Origin of the sequence: Sanguibacter massiliensis (genome assembly GCF_900240335.1) — a bacterium.
Lineage (GTDB): Bacteria > Actinomycetota > Actinomycetes > Actinomycetales > Cellulomonadaceae > Flavimobilis > Flavimobilis massiliensis.
In genome coordinates, this window is the sequence record NZ_LT964979.1 from 1,091,185 (window position 1) to 1,108,254 (window position 17,070).

Genomic DNA, 17,070 nt, shown 5'->3' on the forward strand with positions numbered 1-17,070 from the left:
CCCGTCGCGGTCGCCAGGCTGGCACGGCGCAGCGTCGCCGCTGGTCAGGCCCGAGAGCCAGGAACAGCATCCGCTGCGAGCACGTCGCGCACCCGCAGGACATCCGCGTCCATCTGCGCGACAAGATCCTCGACGGACGTGAAACGCAGCGTCGGCCGCAGGTGCTCGACCAGATCGAGCTCGACGACCTCGCCGTAGAGATCGAGGTCCGTGCGGTCGAGCACGTACGCCTCGACGCGCCGCTGGGTGCCGTCGAACGTCGGGTTGGTGCCGATCGACACCGCCGCCGGCAGAACAGCGTCCGCCCCCCCGCCCCGTCGCAGCATCCAGCCCGCGTAGACGCCGTCCGCGGGCACGAGACCCTCGACCTCCTGGGAGAGGTTCGCGGTCGGAAAACCGATCGTCCGACCCCGCGCGTCACCATGGACGACCTCGGCACGGAGCCTATGGTGACGTCCGAGGATCCGAGCGGCACGCCTCACGTCCCCGTCGTCGAGAAGCCGGCGCGCCGCCGTCGACGACCAGCGTCCGCCCGCAACGCCGAGGTCCTCGACCGTGACGACCTCGAAGCCGTGCTCCGCACCGAGCCCGACGAGCGTCGCGAGATTCCCGGAGTTGCCGGCACCGAGCTGCACGTCCCGCCCGACGACGACCGCCGTCGCGCCGAGCCCCCGGACGAAGCACGACTCGACGAACTCCCGCGGGGACTGCGCCGCGAACGCGAGCGTGTAGTCGAGCTCGAGCACCCCGTCGAGTCCCGTCGCGGCGAGCAGCTCGCGCCGCTGCGCAGGGCTCGTCACGAGCCGCAGAGGCTCCTCGGGCACATGGACCGCACGCGGGTGCGGCGTGAACGTCACCGCGACCGCGGCTGCGCCGCGCTCCCTCGCCTGCGCGACGACGACACCGAGCACCTCCTGGTGACCGAGGTGCACCCCGTCGAAGTTACCGATCGTCACGACCGTCGGGCCGAGGTCCGTGGGGAGCTCGTCGAGCGAGCGCCACACCTGCGTCTGCCTCCCGTCGACCACCACCGCGTCCTGAGGAGCACCGTCCGGCACGAGGTCGTCGGGCGTCATGAACACCGTCACAGGTTTGAGCCACGCACCGGACCGCGTGAGCACGGCGACGAGCCGCCCCGCGCCGTCGACGCCCGCGACGGTCGCCTCGGTCGTCCCGCCACGGGTGACCCGTCGCCCGTGCACGGCCGCCAGCGCCTCCTCGTGCGCGAGGACGTGCCACGGCATCGTCCCGCGCAGCGCGTCCGCAGCCCCGACGACGGGGACCGGCAGCGCGTCGACCTCGGCACGCGACACGAGGACGTCGAGCCGGTGCGCGTCCTCGACCCGGATCCCACCGACACGCGTGCGACGCAGCGCCGTGAGGTGACCGCCGACGCCGAGCGCAGCACCCAGGTCGCGCGCCAGCGCCCGCACGTACGTGCCCGACGAGCACTCGACCGTCGCGTCGACGTCGACGAACGTCACGCCGTCGACCTCGACCGTGCGCGGCTCACTGAGCTCGAACCGGGCCACCGTCACGGGCCGTGCCTCGAGCTCGACGTCCTCGCCCGCGCGCGCGAGGTCGTAGGCCCTCCGACCGTCGACCTTGATCGCGGAGACCGTGCTCGGCACCTGGAGGATCTCGCCCGTGAGACCCTCGGCTGCCGCACGCAACGACTCCGCGGTGACGTGCCGGGCGTCCGTCGTCGCGACCGTCTCACCCTGAGCGTCGTCAGTCGACGTCGCCGCTCCGAGCCGGATCGTCGTCACGTACTCCTTGTCGGCGCCGACGAGGTACGTGAGCGCACGCGTCGCGCGCCCCACCCCGAGAACGAGCACGCCAGTCGCCATGGGGTCGAGAGTCCCGGCATGACCGACCTTGCGCGTCCGCGCGAGCCAGCGGACCTTCGCGACGACGTCGTGGCTCGTCATGCCTGCAGGCTTGTCGACCACGACGACGCCGTCCGGCGCGGGGGGCCAGGCACGGGTGTCAGGACGACGAGGAGCACGGGGGGTCACGTCGGCCAACGGTACCAGCGCGGGCCCGCCGCCCCCGCCCCGCGGCCGGGCGCCCCACGTGACGGACCGCACGCCACCCACGCCCCCGCCCCACAGCTGAAGAATCTGCGCGAATGGCTGCTGCCAGCGACCATCTGCGCGGATTCCTGGGTGGGGGCGGTACGACGCAGGGCCCGGAGCGTGTCCTCCGGGCCCTGCGGGTCGTGCTCGTCGTGCGGCGCTCAGGCCTCGTCGTCCTCGTCGTCCTCGGCGTCCTCCGGACGGCGGTACGGGTCGGCGTCGCCCGCGAAGGCGGCACCGCGACGGGACTGCTCGAGCTCGGCGTCACGACGCCGAGCCTCGTCGAGCGCGGCCTCGAGGTGCGCCGCGGTCTCGGGCACCGCATCGAGGTGGAACTCGATCGTCGGCGTGAGCCGCGTCCCGAGCTGCTTGCCGACCTCCGAGCGGATGATGCCGGTCGCGCTCCGCAGGGCGGCGGCCGAGCTCGTCCGCGCGTCCTCGTCGCCGAGGACCGTGTAGAAGATCGAGGCGGACTGCAGGTCGCCCGTGACCCGCACGTCGGTGATCGTCACGAAGCCGAGACGCGGATCCTTGATCCGCGTGTCGAGCATGCGCGCGACGACCTCCTTGATGCGGTCGGCAACCTTGCGTGCGCGGGGGCTGTCAGACATGTGCGTCTCCCTTCACGACCGTCGTCTCCGACGGCCGAGGTCTAGGAACCCGGGACGCGGGAGCACCAGTGCCGAGGCACCGGCGCTCCCGCCCGGACTCACGCGCGAGGCTTCTCGCGCATCTCCCACGTCTCGATGATGTCCTCGGCCTGGAGGTCGTTGAACGACCCGAGACCGATTCCGCACTCGTAACCCTCGCGGACCTCGGTCGCGTCGTCCTTGAAACGCTTGAGCGACTCGATCGTGAGGTTGTCCCCCACGACGACGCCGCCGCGCAGGACGCGGGCCTTGGTGTTGCGACGGATGATGCCCGACCGGACGAGCGAACCGGCGATGTTGCCGAACTTCGAGGAGCGGAAGACCTCGCGGATCTCCGCGGTGCCGAGCTGCACCTCCTCGTACTCCGGCTTGAGGAGGCCCTTCATGGCCGCCTCGACGTCGTCGATCGCCTGGTAGATCACCGAGTAGAACTTGATGTCGACACCCTCGCGGTCCGCCATCTCGGCGACCCGCTCCGCGGTGCGGACGTTGAAGCCGATGATGACGGCGTTGTCGACCGTCGCGAGGTTGACGTCGTTCTGCGTGATAGCACCGACACCGCGGTGGATGACACGCAGCTGGACCTCGGCGCCGACGTCGATCTTGAGCAGCGAGTCCTCGAGGGCCTCGACCGCACCGGAGACGTCACCCTTAATGACGAGGTTGAGCGTCTCGACCTTGCCGAGCTCGAGAGCCTTCGTGAAGTCCTCGAGGCTGATGCGCTTGCGACGCTTCGCGAGCGTCGCCGCACGCTCGGCCGCCGAACGCTTCTCAGCGATCTGACGGGCCGTACGGTCGTCGGACGCCACGAGGAAGTTGTCACCGGCGCGAGGCACGGACGTGAGACCGAGCACCTGGACGGGACGCGACGGGGTCGCCTCCTCGACCGTGTTGCCGTGCTCGTCGAACATCGCACGCACGCGGCCGTGGGCCGTGCCCGCGACGATCGCGTCACCGACGCGGAGCGTGCCCTGCTGGACGAGGACGGTCGCGACCGCACCGCGGCCCTTGTCGAGGTTCGCCTCGATCGCGACACCGCGCGCGTCCTTGTTCGGGTTCGCTCGCATGTCGAGCGCCGCGTCTGCCGTGAGGAGGACCGCCTCGATGAGCTCGTCGATGTGCAGACCCTGGCGGGCCGAGACGTCGACGAACATCGTGTCGCCGCCGTACTCCTCTGCCACGAGGTTGTACTCGGTGAGCTGCTGGCGGATCTTCGCGGGGTTCGCGGTCTCCTTGTCGATCTTGTTGACCGCGACGACGATCGGCACGCCTGCGGCCTGGGCGTGGTTGAGCGCCTCGACCGTCTGCGGCATGACGCCGTCGTCCGCCGCGACCACGAGGATCGCGATGTCCGTGACGTCGGCACCACGTGCACGCATGGCCGTGAAGGCCTCGTGACCCGGGGTGTCGATGAAGGTCAGCGCACGGTCGACGCCCTCGTGCTCACGGTGCACCTGGTAGGCACCGATGTGCTGCGTGATGCCACCGGCCTCACCCGAGACGACGTCAGTGCGGCGGATCGCGTCGAGAAGACGCGTCTTACCGTGGTCGACGTGACCCATGACGGTGACGACGGGGGGACGCGGGAGAAGGTCCTCGTCGGACTCCCCCTCGAGCTCTGCGTCGAGGTCGATGTCGAAGGCCTCGAGCAGCTCGCGGTCCTCCTCCTCGGCCGAGACCATCTCGATGACGTAGCCGAGCTCCTGGCCGAGCGAGCCGAACGTGTCCTCGTCGAGCGACTGCGTCGCGGTCGCCATCTCACCGAGGTGGAAGAGCACCGTGACGAGCGATGCGGGGTTCGCATCGATCTTGTCGGCGAAGTCGTTGAGCGACGAGCCGTGACGCAGGCGGACGACCGTCGAGCCGTCCCCACGGGGGACCTGCACGCCGCCGAGCGACGGCGCCTGCATCTGCTCAAACTCCTGCCGCTTCGCGCGCTTCGACTTCCGTCCACGCACAGGGCGGCCACCGGCGCGCCCGAAGGCGCCCTGCGTGCTGCCACGACCGGCACCACCGGGACGACCGCCGCCGCCGGGACGGCCGGCGAAACCGCCGCCGCCACCACCGGGAGCGCCGCCCGGGCCACCAGGACGGCCACCGCCGCCGTAGCCGCCACGGCCGCCGCCACCGGGACGACCAGCGCCGGCGCCCGCAGCCTGACCGGGACGGCCGAGCTGGGTCTTGCCCGGCATCATGCCCGGGTTCGGACGGGGACCGCCCGGACGCGGGGCGCCAGGACGGGGCGCGCCGGGACGCGGGGCCCCCGGACGGGGACCGCCGGGACGCTCACCGGTCGCAGCAGCATCGGCTGCAGGAGCAGGACGTGCGCCCGGGCGGGGCATGCCCTGGCTCGAGGCGAACGGGTTGTTGCCCGGACGCGGACCGCCGCCACGCTCGCCACGGGGCATGCCCTGGCTCGGGGCGAACGGGTTGTTGCCCGGACGCGGACCGCGCGCAGGGCGCTCGGCCGCGGGTCGCTCGGCCGCCGGGCTGGGACGCGGCGCGGCGGGGCGCGGAGCGGCCGGAGCCGGGGTCGGTGCCGCAGGTGCGGCCGGAGCCGGTGCGGCAGGCGCCGCGGGAGCGGCGGGTGCGGGGGCCTCAGCGACGGGCGCCGGAGCCGCGGGCGCGGCCTTCGCGGGCGCCTTGGGCGCCGCGGGGCGCTTTGCGGGTGCCTCGGCTGCGGCCGCGGGGGCCTTCGCCGGCATCGCGTCGCGCAGGCGACGCACGACCGGCGCCTCGATCGTCGACGAAGCTGATCTGACGAACTCACCCATCTCGTTGAGCTTCGTCATCAGCTCCTTGCTCTCCACACCGAGCTCCTTGGCGAGCTCGTATACGCGGATCTTTGCCACTTCTCTCCTGTCTGGGTCCCGCCCCGGACAGGGAGGGACCTACTTAGTGCTGGGGGCTCATCGCTGAGTACTCATCGGGTGCCCATCGGCCTCTGACCCGCTTTCCTTGGTGAAGTCCTGACCGTGCGCGACCGGGTGGTCACGCGCGTCCAGCGTTGTCCTGCCATACGTGCTCAACCGCGGTGGTGATCCGCAGCGCACGCCCTACGGCCCGCCGCTTGTCAGCGAGCTCGTAGCAGCGCGGGTCCGGGTGGACCCACGCACCCCGCCCCGGGAGGGACCGACGCTCGTCGACGACGACCCTCAGGGTCCCGTCGAGCGGAGCGCGGTCCACGACGAGGCGGACGAGCGCCTCACGCGTGTCCTTCCGTCGGCACCCCACGCAGGTCCTGACCGGGCCGTCCGTCGGTGCCTCACAGGCGCGCGGGGACGGGGTCATGGGGTCTGTCGGGTGGGGCGCGTCAGGCACGGCGCGTGATCGCACGTCGTCCAGTCTAGCGCTCCTCGCCGTCGGCGTCCGCAGGCTCGCCCCCGACGGCCCCGTCGGAGCGGATATCGATGCGCCATCCTGTGAGCTTCGCGGCGAGACGGGCGTTCTGCCCCTCCTTGCCGATCGCGAGCGAGAGCTGGTAGTCGGGGACGACGACTCGGGCGGCCCGTGCCGCAAGATCGACGACCTCGACCGACGAGACCTTCGAGGGCGACAGCGCGTTCGCGACGAACCGCGCGGGGTCCTCGGCCCAGTCGACGATGTCGATCTTCTCACCGTGGAGCTCGGCCATCACGGCACGCACCCGCTGGCCCATGGGGCCGATGCACGCGCCCTTTGCGTTGACGCCCTGAACCGTCGAGCGCACCGCGATCTTCGAACGGTGCCCGGCCTCGCGCGCGATCGCCACGATCTCGACCGTGCCGTCGGCGACTTCGGGCACCTCCATCTCGAAGAGGCGACGCACGAGCCCTGGGTGCGTCCGCGACAGGACGATCTGCGCGCCCTTGAGCCCGCGGGACACCTCGACGACGAACGAACGCAGCCGCTCGCCGTGGACGTAGCGCTCCGTCGGCACCTGCTCGTGCTGCGGGAGCACGGCCTCCGTGCCACCCACGTCGACGAGCACGACCCGCGGGTCCCGGCCCTGCTGGATGACACCGCCGAGGAGCTCGCCCTCCTTGTCACGGAACTGGCCGAGCACCTGGTCGTCCTCCGCGTCGCGCAGACGCTGGACGATGACCTGACGCGCGGTTGCGGTCGCGACCCGCCCGAAGCCTGAGGGCGTGTGGTCGAACTCGGGGCCCAGCTCGCGCAGCGTACGCGTCGTCGGCTCGGCGTCAGGGTCCTCAGGGTCCGGGTCGACCGGGACCTGCGTGACGATCTCCTCGCGTGCGAGGACGGTGACGCGCCCCGAACGGCGGTCGACCTCGACGCGCGCGTGCGCGTAGGCGTCGGGCGTGCGCAGGTAGGCGGAGCGCAACGCCTCCTCGATCGCGGAGACGAGCACGTCGAGCGGAATCTCCCGCTCGCTCTCGAGCAGCCGCAGCGCGGTCATGTCGATGTCCATCGATCAGTCCTCCACGTCGTCATCGCCCAGGTCGACCTCGTCGATGCGACGCATCTCGAGCTCGACTCGGCCGCGACGCACGTCGGCGAGCGGCAGGCGAGTGCTGGTGCCGGCCTCGTCGTCGAGGACGAGCACGTCGTCCTCGACCTCGACGAGACGGCCGGTGACCTCGGCCCCGTCGCGCGTCTCGACGCGGACGAGCCGGGTGCGGGCGCGGCGGAAGTGCCGCGCCTCGGTGAGCGTGCGCGTCGCACCGGGCGACGACACCTCGAGCTGGTAGGCGTGCGGCAGGACGTCCGACGCGTCGAGCGCGTCCGAGACGACGCGCGAGACCTCGGCCACGCGCTCGAGGGGCAGCGACCCGACCTCGTCCTCGGGCAGGTCGACGGTGACGCGGACGACGCTGCGCGTCGCGGGCCCCACGATCGTCACGTCCTCGAGAAAGAGCCCGGACGCCGCGACGGCGTCGGTGATCGCCGCGGCCACGGCCGCTGCGAGGTCCCCGTGTTGAGGTGCCATGAGAGTCTCCTGTCGATCCAGGCGCACCCGCACCTGACGAAGACCGGTGTGATGTTGTGCGCGCAGCCCACAGCCTATCGGGTGACGCGAGCAAGGTCGCTGCCACGACGGGTGCCCACCGTGCGACGTGCCTCACGCCGCACGGCGCGCGCGTCCGGAGACGGGCTGCTCCGCGTGGCATGATCGGCTCCGATGGACACGTCTCACCGCCCCGCTCCCGTGCGCCGCAACGCCCGCGTCACGGCCGCCCTCGTGCTCACCCTGGCGCTCACGGGCTGCGGTGTCCGCCTCGAGACCCCGCCGCCCAGCGAGCCGTCGCTCACCGCGGTCGAGGCCGCGCGTCGTGCGGCCGTCACCGACGTGCTCGACGTCCGGGCGACGGTGCTCGCCGCCCAGGACGGCGCCGAGGGCCGCCCAGCGGACATCCTCGAGGCCGTCCTCGCGGCCACGGACGTCCACGAGGCCCAGCTCGGTGGCGTCTACGACTCGGGGCTCGTCGGGGTCGACGGTTCCCCCGCCCCGCTGCCGACCGGCACCGCGTCCGGCACGGACGCCGCAGCGGCCGTCGAGATCCTCGCGCAGGCCGCGTCGCGCGCGCGCTCAGGTCTCGAGACCGTGGAGGACCCCGGCTTCGCGCGCCTCACGGGATCGATCGCCGTCGCGAACCTCGTGGCTGCGCGGACCCTCGCCGCCTCGGCCGACGTCGAGGCGCCCGCGACCGAGTTCCCCGCCGTCGCCACCGTGCCCACGGCGCTCGAGGACGTGCCGGTGACCGACCTCGTCGCGCTCGTCCTCGCCGAGGACTCGACCGGCTACATGCTCGAGGTGCTCGCGTCGCGCCTCTCGGGGCCGCAACGCTCCGCCGCCCTCGCTCGTGCCACGACCCACCGCACGCGCGCGGACGCGTGGGCGCACGCCGCGGGCCTCGCAGGCACGACTGACGACCCGCGCCGGGTCGCGTACTCGCTGCCCGCAGGCATCACTGCAGACACCCCGGACACCGCACTCATCGGTGCAGCGGAAGTCGCGCTCACGACGGATCTCGTCACGCTCCTCGCCGTCGTCCCGGCCGCCTCACGCGCCGCGACGCTCGACCTCGCGGCCGACTCCTGGGCGGCCGCCCTCACGTGGGGCGCCCAGCAGGTCCCGCTGCCGGGCATGCCCGAGCACGCTCCGGCTCAGGGCTGACCGCACGGCAGGCACACGCCGCTCGGGCGACCGTCCTCGTCGTTCAGCGGCCGACGAGCCCAAGGTCCAGCGCCCGCACGACCGCGCGCGTCCGGTCACGCACACCGAGCTTGAGCATGATCGCCGAGACGTGGTTCTTCACCGTGCCCTCCGCGAGGTGCAGGCCGCGCCCGATCTCCCGGTTCGACCATCCCGCGGCGAGGAGCCGCAGAACCTCCGTCTCGCGGGGCGTCATCGACACCGCGGGCCCCGCCGGGACGCGCTCGGCGAGCGGTGCCGCCGCGAGCCGGTCGAGCACGCGCGCCGTCACCGCGGGCTGCACGAGCCTGTCGCCGCGCGCGAGCGTGAGAACTCCCTCGACGACCTCGTCGAGGGTGACGTCCTTGAGCAGGTAGCCGCGCGCACCCGCGCGCAGCGCCGCGACGACGAGGTCGTCGTCGTCGAACGTCGTGAGGACGAGGACGGCGGGCCGGTGCTCGGCCCCCGCGAGCGCCTCGAGCGTCCCGAGACCGTCAAGCACCGGCATGCGCAGGTCGAGCAGGAGGACGTCGGGGCGCGTCGCCGCGACGACGTCGAGCGCCTCTCGACCGTCGGAAGCCTCGCCGACGACCTCGATGCCAGCGGCGAGCCCGAGAAGCGCCGCGAGCCCCGCACGGACGAGCGTCTGGTCGTCCACGAGGACGACCCTCACGGGCGCGTTCACACCCGCACCTCCCCCACGACGGGTACGTCCTCGGTGACGCTGCACGTCGTGCGCGGGAGCCGCACGCGCAACGTGAGCCCTGTCCCGGCCGCGCCCGGCATGACGTCGACGCTGCCATCGAGCGCGTCGACCCGCTCCCGCATTCCTCGCAGCCCCGTGCCCTCGACGAGCCCGACGGCACCACGGCCGTCGTCCCGCACGACGACGAGCACCTCCTCGGCCGAGGTCCGCACCTCGACGTCGACGCGTTCCGCACCCGCGTGCCTCACGGCATTCGTCACGCCCTCCTGGACGCAGCGCAGGACGACGTGCGCGCAGCCCGGCGCGAGGTCCTCGACACCCTCAGCGGTGAGGACGACGCGCGGGTGCGGGACCGCGTCGGCGACCGCGGCGAGCGCCGCGGCAAGGTCGGTCGGCGCATCGTCGCGCAGCCGCGCGACGACGGTCCGCACGTCGGAGAGTAGGGACTTCGCCGCGCCGCGCGCCGCCGCGACGTGAACCGCCGCCTGCCCGTCGGTGAGGTGGGAGGCGACCTCGAGGTGCACCGCGAGCCCCGCGAGCTGGTGGCCGACGAGGTCGTGCAGCTCTCGCGAGATCCGCAGCCGCTCGGCCGCACGCGACGCCTCCGCGAGGTCGTCTCGCGCCGACCGCAGCTCCTCGTGCGCGGCCGTAAGATCCGCGAGCGCCTCGGTGTTCTGCTCCCGCAGGCGCTTCTCCGATGCCGAGGAGTATCCCGTCACCGCCGCGAAGACGACGAGGCCTGCGTACATCGTCGTGAGGATGAACGCGAAGGACGTCGAGTCCTCGGACCGCAGCGCGACCACCGCGATGAGCGCGACGTACCCGACGCACACACAGACGACCCAGCGCCGCGACATCGAGAGCCCCACCGTCGCCGCCGCGACCGAGAGCGGCACCCCCGAGACCCCGTCACGTGGGTCGAGGAGGAACGCGGTGGCCGCGGCGACGACGAAGCCGCCGACGAGCCACACCGCAGGGACGGGCAGCGCCCCCTCTGCGAAGGCCAGGACGCCGAAGAGCACGAGGCCCCCGACGTAGGCGACCCACCACGCGCCCGAGATCCCGGGAGACCCCGGCGTGAGCACGTACATGGCCGGCATGAGATAGACCGCGGTGCCCGCGACGGCGAGCAGCAGCTCGCGAGTGTTCCTGCCGTCGGTCCGGCACCGCTCGGGTGCGGGCGCGTCGTCGCGCGTGCGTGTCCGTCCTGTCACGTCACCACCCTACGGAGCAGTGTTCGTCCCTGACCCGTGCCAGGAGTCATGGGTCACGACCCGGACGGTCGTGACCGACGGCACTGTGGCGACCCGGGGCGGTCTCCGTAGCGTCGGTGACGGTGGGAACGACCCCGCCACGGACGCCGGCCCCGCCCGGTCTGACCCAGGAGGCACCATGCACGCGATCGAGGCACGCGGCCTACGACGCACGTTCGGCGACGTCGTCGCGGTCGACGGGATCGACCTCGTCGTCGAGCCGGGCGAAGTCGTCGCCGTGCTCGGACCCAACGGTGCCGGCAAGACGACGACGATCGAGATGCTGCTCGGCATGCGCACACCGACGGCCGGGACCGTCACCGTCCTCGGTGGGGCCCCGACCGACCGTGCCGTACGCGCACGCGTCGGCGCGATGCTCCAGGACACCGACGCCCCCGGCTCCCTCACGGCCGCCGAGGTCGTCGACCTCGTCGGCTCCTACCACCCGGTCCGGATCCCGACCGCGCTCGCGCTCGAGCGCGCCGACCTCACCGAGCATGCGCACAAACGGGTCTCCCAGCTCTCCGGCGGACAGCGCCAGCGCCTCTCGTTTGCGATCGCCATGGTCGGCGACCCCGACGTTCTCTACCTCGACGAGCCGACTGCTGCGCTCGACGTCGCCGCGCGCGTCGAGTTGTGGGAGCACGTCCGGGCGTTCGCGGCGCTCGGCCGGACCGTCGTCTACTCGACGCACAACCTCGCTGAGGTCAAGGGAACCGCGAGCCGCGTCGTCGTCATCGACCGCGGCCGGATCCTCGCCGACGGCGCGCCCGACGACGTCCGGCGGCTCGTCGAGGGCGCGACGATCACCCTGACCACCGATGCCTCCGCCACCGCGCTCGGGGCGCTGCCGGGCCTGCGCAGCGTCGAGGACCCGGGCGGCGTCGTCCGCGCCGTCGTCCTTCATGTCGCCGACCCCGTCGCCGCGCTGCGCACACTGCTCACCTCGGACGCGCACGTGAGCGCGCTCGAGGTCACCGAGGCGAGCCTCGAGGACGCGTTCTTCGCCCTCACCGGGTCCGCGCACGCTGACGCTCGCACCCCCCAGACGGCCGAGGAGGCCCTGCGATGACCACGCTCGATCACGTCCGCTCCCCCGAGGCCTACGCGGGCCCCGGCCCCTTCGGCGTCCTCGCCGCCCAAGTGCGCGCCGAGGTGCTCCGCTACCGGCGTCTGCCCGAGTACGTCGTCGGGGTCGTGGTCCTGCCCGTCATCCTCTTCGCGATGTTCGGCCTGCCCAACGCAGAGCGGACGCTCCCGGGCGGCACGAGCGTCGTCGCCCTGCTATTCGTGTCCTTCGCGTGCTACGGCATCGTCTCGCAGGCGCTCTTCACGTTCGGCGCCGACCTCGCCGAGGAACGCCAGCAGGGCTGGCTGCGTCGCCTGCGCGCGACGCCCATGCCGATGAGCGTGTACTTCGGCGGCAAACTCGCACTGTCGCTCGTCTGGTCGCTCGTGACGATCACCGGTATCGCGCTCCTCGCGCAGCTCGCGGGGAACGCCGGGTTCTCGCCCGCACGGCTCGCGACGACCGTCGGCGTCCTCCTGCTGGGCACGGTGTGCTTCTCTCCCATGGGGTCCGCAATCGCCTACTGGGCGCGGCCACGGGCGGCGACGACGATCGTCAACCTCGTCTTCCTGCCGCTGTCGTTCCTCTCGGGCTTCTTCTTCCCGCTCTCGCAGCTTCCCGACGTCCTCCAGGGCATCGCGCCGTGGCTGCCGACGTACCACTTCGGTCAGCTCGCCTGGGGTGCCATGGCTCCGGCCGACGACATCTCGCTGTTCGGCGCGACGACCGGCGGATCGACGTGGCTCCACGTGGTCGTCGTCGTCGGCTGGGGCGTCGCGTGCACGGTGCTCACGGCGCTCGGCTACCGCCGCGACCTCGACCGCGAACGCTCCTGACGCCCTCGCTGCTCGTCGCGGTGCGGCACCTTCCCGCATGTGCTGCACGTCGACGGGCCGCCCTCTTTCGGCTCGTAGGTCTGGAGCACCGTTCGATGGTGCTCCAGACCTACGAGTCGCGACGGTTCTGCGACTCGGAGCGCGGCTGCACTCCCGCACCGTCCACAGGCGCGGCGGGTTGCCGAGCGGGACGACGACGGCTCTGCGCACCGTGGGCGCAGAGCCGTCGTCGTGAGAACCTGCCCAGCGTCAGTCGGCCAGCAGTCCGGCGACTCGCTCCGCGACCGTCTCGACGGCCGAGCCGACCGCGAGCTGCTGGGCCTCGCCCGCGCGCGGGCGAACCTCGACGACGCCGTCGGCGAGCCCACGGCCCACGACGACGAGCAGCGGCACGCCGAGCAACTCCGCATCGGCGAACTTCACGCCCGGGGACACCTTCGGACGGTCGTCGTAGAGCACCTCGACGCCGCGGGCCGAGAGCTCCGTCGCGATGCGCTCGGCCTCCGCGAACACCGCGGCGTCCTTGCCCGTCGCGACGACGTGAACGTGCGCGGGCGCGACGTGCGCGGGCCACGCGAGGCCCTTGTCGTCGTGGTTCGCCTCGGCGAGCGCCGCAAGCACGCGCGTCACACCGATGCCGTACGAGCCCATCGTCACGGTCACCTGCTTACCGTTGACGTCGAGCACCTTGAGACCGAGCGACTCCGAGTACTTCCGCCCCAGCTGGAAGATGTGGCCGATCTCGATGCCGCGCGCGAACTCAAGCTCGCCCGAACCGTCGGGCGCGACGTCGCCCGGGCGGACCTCTGCCGCCTCAACCGTGCCGTCACCGACGAAGTCGCGGCCCGCGACGAGGTCGACGACGTGCGCGTCGACCGCGTTCGCGCCCGTAACCCAGCGAGTGCCGGTGACGACGCGCGGGTCGAGGAGGTAGCGGATCGCGTCCTCGTCGCCCGTGTGGGCACGACCGAGGACCTGCGGACCGATGAAGCCCTTGACGAGCGTCGGGTTCTTCGCGAAGTCGGCGTCCGTCGCAGGCTCAACCTCGGCCGGCGCGAACGACGCCTCGGCACGCTTGAGGTCGATCTCACGGTCGCCGGGAACACCGACGACGACGATCTCCCTCTCGCCACCCGGGTGCGTGAGGGCGAGGACGACGTTCTTGAGCGTGTCCGCGGCCGACCACGCGCGACCGTCCGTCCGCGGGTGCGACGCGTCGAGGAGCGCGACGAGGGACTCGATCGTCGCAGCGCCCGGCGTCGGCACGACCGACGCGGCCGGGACGTCGGCGAAGTCAAGAGCGTCGGGCACCGGCGTGACGACGGCCTCGACGTTCGCCGCATACCCGCCGGCCGTCCGCACAAACGTGTCCTCACCGATGGGGCTCGGCGAGAGGAACTCCTCCGAGCGGGAGCCGCCCATCGCGCCCGCCGTCGCGGCGACGATGACGTAGTCGAGACCGAGGCGCGTGAAGATCCGCTCGTACGCGTCACGCTGCGCCTGGTAGGACACGTCGAGGCCCGCGTCGTCGACGTCGAACGAGTACGCGTCCTTCATGATGAACTCGCGGCCGCGGATGAGGCCCGCGCGCGGGCGCGCCTCGTCGCGGTACTTCGTCTGCACCTGGAAGAGCGTGAGCGGCAGGTCCTTGTACGACGAGTACAGGTCCTTGACGAGGAGCGTGAACATTTCCTCGTGCGTCGGCGCGAGCAGGTAGTCGGCCTCCTTGCGGTCCTGGAGGCGGAAGAGGTTGGGACCGTACTCGGTCCAGCGGCCCGTCGCCTCGTACGGCTCGCGCGGCAGGAGCGCAGGGAAGTGCACCTCCTGCGCACCGGACGCGACCATCTCCTCGCGCACCACGGCCTCGACCTTCGCGAGGACGCGCAGGCCGAGCGGGAGCCACGAGTAGATGCCGGGCGCCGCCCGACGGATGTAGCCCGCACGGACGAGGAGCCTGTGGCTCGCCACCTCCGCGTCGGCAGGGTCTTCGCGCAGCGTGCGCAGGAACAGCGTGGACATCCGCAGGAGCATGGGGTCGATCCTACCGCCGCACGACGTCCCCCCGGCGCGGCCGACCCCGCTCAGAAGAGGACGGTCGCGAACGTCCCGACCTGCTCGAAACCGACCCGACGGTACGTCGCGAGCGCACGCTCGTTGTAGGAGTTCACGTAGAGCGAGACGACACCGAACCGCTCGAGCGTCGCGGTGACGACCGCAGCCATCGCCGGCGCCGCGATCCCCTCGCCGCGCCGCGCCGGGGTCACCCACACGCCCTGGACCTGGGCGACCGGCCCGGCAAGTGCGCCGAGCTCGGCCTTGAAAACGACGTGCTCACGCACCGGAAGCCCCTGCGGCAGGACCCGGCCGAGGACCTCGGCAGCGTCGACCTCCGCACGGGCACCCGCTGCGGTCCGGACGAACGTCCGGCCTTGCGCCGCGAGCGACCGCACTCGTTCGACGTACGCACCCGGCGCCGCCCCGAGGGGCGAGTAGCCGACCTCCTCGAGGAACATCGCGACGCTGGCCGGCAGGAGCGCCGGCAGCTCGTCGGGCACCGCGAGCCGCCCCTCGCCGTCGGGTGCGACGTCCGGCGCCCGGTCAAGCACGAGCGACGGCTGCTCCGGACGCACGTCCCTCACGGGACCCCACGAGGCTCCGAGCCGGTCCCACAGACCCAGCACGTGCTCAGCAGGCCCGACGATCGAGGACGCCTTCCGACCTCCGCGACGCAGCTCAGCACCGAACGCGTCGAGCGCCGCCTCGGCGTCCGGCCCCGTGAGGTCACCGAGCACAGGCACGACGTTCGCCCCCACCCAGCACAGCGCGCGCGGCTCCCCCACCCCAGGGAACAACCACCCGTGCGCTCCGACGGCGGCGAGCCCCGTCTGGAGCGCAGGTCGCAGCCGTGACGCGGCGAGCACCGACGCGACGGGATCGACCGCGCAGAGCGCGAGCGCGACCGGAACGTCGTCGTCCGTGAGCGCACGGACCGACGTGCTGCGCGCGACGCCCTGGCCGCGCAACCACCGTCCCATGAGCCGATTGTGCCGCACGCGCCCTCCCGGTTCGACGTGACGTTCGCCTGAGGACGTGTGAGCCCCGGCGGGAGGACCCGCCGGGGCTCACACGTGGGGCCTCGGGCGTCAGCGGCCGACGTTCACCGACGGCGCCGTGCCCTCGACGGGCTCCATCGTCGCTGCGATGCGCATGGCCTCCTCGATGAGGGTCTCGACGATCGCGTGCTCGGGAACGGTCTTGATGACCTCGCCCTTCACGAAGATCTGCCCCTTGCCGTTGCCGGACGCGACACCGAGGTCGGCCTCGCGGGCCTCGCCCGGACCGTTGACGACACAGCCCATGACGGCGACGCGCAGCGGCACCTCGAGCCCCTCGAGGCCCGCGGTCACCTGCTCGGCAAGCGTGTAGACGTCAACCTGCGCGCGCCCGCACGACGGGCACGAGACGATCTCGAGCTTGCGCTCCTTGAGGTTGAGCGACTGGAGGATCTGGATGCCGACCTTGACCTCCTCGACGGGAGGTGCCGAAAGCGAGACACGGATCGTGTCGCCGATCCCCTGGCTGAGCAGCGCGCCGAACGCCGTAGCGGACTTGATCGTGCCCTGGAAGGCCGGCCCGGCCTCGGTGACCCCGAGGTGCAGCGGCCAGTCGCCCCGCTCCGCGAGGAGCTCGTAGGCGCGCACCATGACGACGGGGTCGTTGTGCTTGACGGAGATCTTGAAGTCGTGGAAGTCGTGCTCCTCGAAGAGCGACGCCTCCCACACCGCCGACTCGACGAGCGCCTCAGCCGTCGCCTTGCCGTACTTCTGCAGCAGGCGCGGGTCGAGGGATCCCGCGTTGACTCCGATGCGGATCGACGTGCCGGCGTCCTTCGCCGCCTGCGCGATCTGCTTGACCTGGTCGTCGAACTTGCGGATGTTGCCCGGGTTGACACGGACTGCCGCGCAGCCCGCGTCGATCGCCGCGAAGACATACTTGGGCTGGAAGTGGATGTCGGCGATGACGGGGATCTGCGACTTCTTCGCAATGATCGGCAGCGCCTCGGCGTCGTCTTGCGACGGGCACGCGACGCGCACGATGTCACAGCCCGCGGCCGTGAGCTCGGCGATCTGCTGCAGGGTCGCATTGATGTCGGTCGTCGGGGTCGTCGTCATCGACTGCACCGAGATCGGTGCACCTCCGCCGACGGGGACAGAACCCACGTTGATACGACGGGTGGGTCGACGGGGAGCCAGGACGGGAGGTGCTTCCTTCACCGCCGGCATGCCAAGACTGATCGGTACGCTCACCCCGCCAGTATCCCCCGTCGCGCCACCAGCTCGCG

At 72.2% G+C, this 17,070-nt stretch carries 14 protein-coding genes; 3 read left to right on the forward strand and 11 right to left on the reverse strand.

The window, feature by feature from the left end:
- Nucleotides 1-44: 44 nt before the first annotated feature.
- The 6 genes from C1729_RS15275 to C1729_RS05105 form a co-directional block, all read right to left on the reverse strand.
- Nucleotides 45-2,099 carry a bifunctional riboflavin kinase/FAD synthetase gene (locus tag C1729_RS15275; RefSeq protein ID WP_340637937.1) on the reverse strand — a complete coding sequence of 685 codons (2,055 nt, stop codon included), beginning with the start codon at nucleotides 2,097-2,099 and terminating at the stop codon, nucleotides 45-47.
- Between the two features lie 140 nt (nucleotides 2,100-2,239).
- The gene (gene rbfA, locus C1729_RS05085) at nucleotides 2,240-2,689 is read right to left on the reverse strand and encodes a 30S ribosome-binding factor RbfA (protein ID WP_102508982.1); all 450 of its coding nucleotides are present in this window, start codon (nucleotides 2,687-2,689) and stop codon (nucleotides 2,240-2,242) included.
- Between the two features lie 98 nt (nucleotides 2,690-2,787).
- Nucleotides 2,788-5,580: a translation initiation factor IF-2 gene (infB, locus tag C1729_RS05090; RefSeq protein WP_102508983.1), complete on the reverse strand. Its 2,793-nt coding sequence runs from the start codon at nucleotides 5,578-5,580 to the stop codon at nucleotides 2,788-2,790.
- Nucleotides 5,581-5,719: 139 nt separating this feature from the next.
- The gene (locus tag C1729_RS05095) at nucleotides 5,720-6,019 is read right to left on the reverse strand and encodes a YlxR family protein (RefSeq protein ID WP_102508984.1); all 300 of its coding nucleotides are present in this window, start codon (nucleotides 6,017-6,019) and stop codon (nucleotides 5,720-5,722) included.
- Nucleotides 6,020-6,074: 55 nt separating this feature from the next.
- Nucleotides 6,075-7,139, reverse strand: coding sequence for a transcription termination factor NusA (gene nusA, locus C1729_RS05100; RefSeq protein WP_102508985.1), 1,065 nt, complete (start codon nucleotides 7,137-7,139; stop codon nucleotides 6,075-6,077).
- 3 nt (nucleotides 7,140-7,142) lie between these two features.
- Complete coding sequence (locus tag C1729_RS05105; RefSeq protein WP_102508986.1) at nucleotides 7,143-7,658, reverse strand: ribosome maturation factor RimP; 516 nt, start codon at nucleotides 7,656-7,658, stop codon at nucleotides 7,143-7,145.
- Between the two features lie 192 nt (nucleotides 7,659-7,850).
- On the opposite strand from C1729_RS05105, the gene C1729_RS05110 reads away from it, so the two are divergent.
- Nucleotides 7,851-8,846, forward strand: coding sequence for a DUF4439 domain-containing protein (locus C1729_RS05110; RefSeq protein WP_102508987.1), 996 nt, complete (start codon nucleotides 7,851-7,853; stop codon nucleotides 8,844-8,846).
- Nucleotides 8,847-8,889: 43 nt separating this feature from the next.
- Here the strand turns inward: C1729_RS05110 and C1729_RS05115 are convergent, their stop codons facing one another.
- Together C1729_RS05115 and C1729_RS05120 are read right to left on the reverse strand one after the other, a co-directional pair.
- Nucleotides 8,890-9,549 carry a response regulator gene (locus C1729_RS05115; protein WP_102508988.1) on the reverse strand — a complete coding sequence of 220 codons (660 nt, stop codon included), beginning with the start codon at nucleotides 9,547-9,549 and terminating at the stop codon, nucleotides 8,890-8,892.
- Nucleotides 9,546-10,784, reverse strand: a complete 1,239-nt coding sequence (locus tag C1729_RS05120; protein ID WP_165375421.1) for a sensor histidine kinase — start codon at nucleotides 10,782-10,784, stop codon at nucleotides 9,546-9,548. Before C1729_RS05120 ends, C1729_RS05115 begins: the two co-directional genes overlap by 4 nt.
- 178 nt (nucleotides 10,785-10,962) lie before the next feature.
- Between C1729_RS05120 and C1729_RS05125 the strand changes: the two genes are divergently transcribed.
- Together C1729_RS05125 and C1729_RS05130 are read left to right on the forward strand one after the other, a co-directional pair.
- Complete coding sequence (locus tag C1729_RS05125) at nucleotides 10,963-11,895, forward strand: ABC transporter ATP-binding protein (protein ID WP_102510533.1); 933 nt, start codon at nucleotides 10,963-10,965, stop codon at nucleotides 11,893-11,895.
- Complete coding sequence (locus C1729_RS05130) at nucleotides 11,892-12,728, forward strand: ABC transporter permease (protein WP_102508990.1); 837 nt, start codon at nucleotides 11,892-11,894, stop codon at nucleotides 12,726-12,728. The genes C1729_RS05125 and C1729_RS05130 overlap by 4 nt, the downstream gene beginning before the upstream one ends.
- Nucleotides 12,729-12,977: 249 nt before the next feature.
- Here C1729_RS05130 and C1729_RS05135 read toward each other — a convergent pair whose 3' ends face one another.
- The 3 genes from C1729_RS05135 to ispG all read right to left on the reverse strand — a co-directional run bounded on the left by C1729_RS05135 (nucleotide 12,978) and on the right by ispG (nucleotide 17,011).
- Nucleotides 12,978-14,759, reverse strand: coding sequence for a proline--tRNA ligase (locus tag C1729_RS05135; RefSeq protein ID WP_102508991.1), 1,782 nt, complete (start codon nucleotides 14,757-14,759; stop codon nucleotides 12,978-12,980).
- 50 nt (nucleotides 14,760-14,809) lie between these two features.
- The gene (locus C1729_RS05140) at nucleotides 14,810-15,763 is read right to left on the reverse strand and encodes a GNAT family N-acetyltransferase (RefSeq protein WP_102508992.1); all 954 of its coding nucleotides are present in this window, start codon (nucleotides 15,761-15,763) and stop codon (nucleotides 14,810-14,812) included.
- 108 nt (nucleotides 15,764-15,871) lie between these two features.
- Nucleotides 15,872-17,011, reverse strand: coding sequence for a flavodoxin-dependent (E)-4-hydroxy-3-methylbut-2-enyl-diphosphate synthase (gene ispG, locus C1729_RS05145; RefSeq protein WP_192280113.1), 1,140 nt, complete (start codon nucleotides 17,009-17,011; stop codon nucleotides 15,872-15,874).
- Nucleotides 17,012-17,070 lie beyond the last annotated feature (59 nt).

Bases quoted from the DNA above. Each gene is read 5' to 3' on its own strand.
- C1729_RS05105 (WP_102508986.1), bottom strand. From the start codon at position 7,658: ATGGCACCTCAACACGGGGACCTCGCAGCGGCCGTGGCCGCGGCGATC.
- C1729_RS05130 (WP_102508990.1), top strand. From the start codon at position 11,892: ATGACCACGCTCGATCACGTCCGCTCCCCCGAGGCCTACGCGGGCCCC.
- rbfA (WP_102508982.1), bottom strand. From the start codon at position 2,689: ATGTCTGACAGCCCCCGCGCACGCAAGGTTGCCGACCGCATCAAGGAG.
- C1729_RS05110 (WP_102508987.1), top strand. From the start codon at position 7,851: ATGGACACGTCTCACCGCCCCGCTCCCGTGCGCCGCAACGCCCGCGTC.
- C1729_RS05095 (WP_102508984.1), bottom strand. From the start codon at position 6,019: ATGACCCCGTCCCCGCGCGCCTGTGAGGCACCGACGGACGGCCCGGTC.
- C1729_RS05135 (WP_102508991.1), bottom strand. From the start codon at position 14,759: ATGCTCCTGCGGATGTCCACGCTGTTCCTGCGCACGCTGCGCGAAGAC.
- ispG (WP_192280113.1), bottom strand. From the start codon at position 17,011: ATGCCGGCGGTGAAGGAAGCACCTCCCGTCCTGGCTCCCCGTCGACCC.
- C1729_RS05125 (WP_102510533.1), top strand. From the start codon at position 10,963: ATGCACGCGATCGAGGCACGCGGCCTACGACGCACGTTCGGCGACGTC.
- nusA (WP_102508985.1), bottom strand. From the start codon at position 7,139: ATGGACATCGACATGACCGCGCTGCGGCTGCTCGAGAGCGAGCGGGAG.
- C1729_RS05140 (WP_102508992.1), bottom strand. From the start codon at position 15,763: ATGGGACGGTGGTTGCGCGGCCAGGGCGTCGCGCGCAGCACGTCGGTC.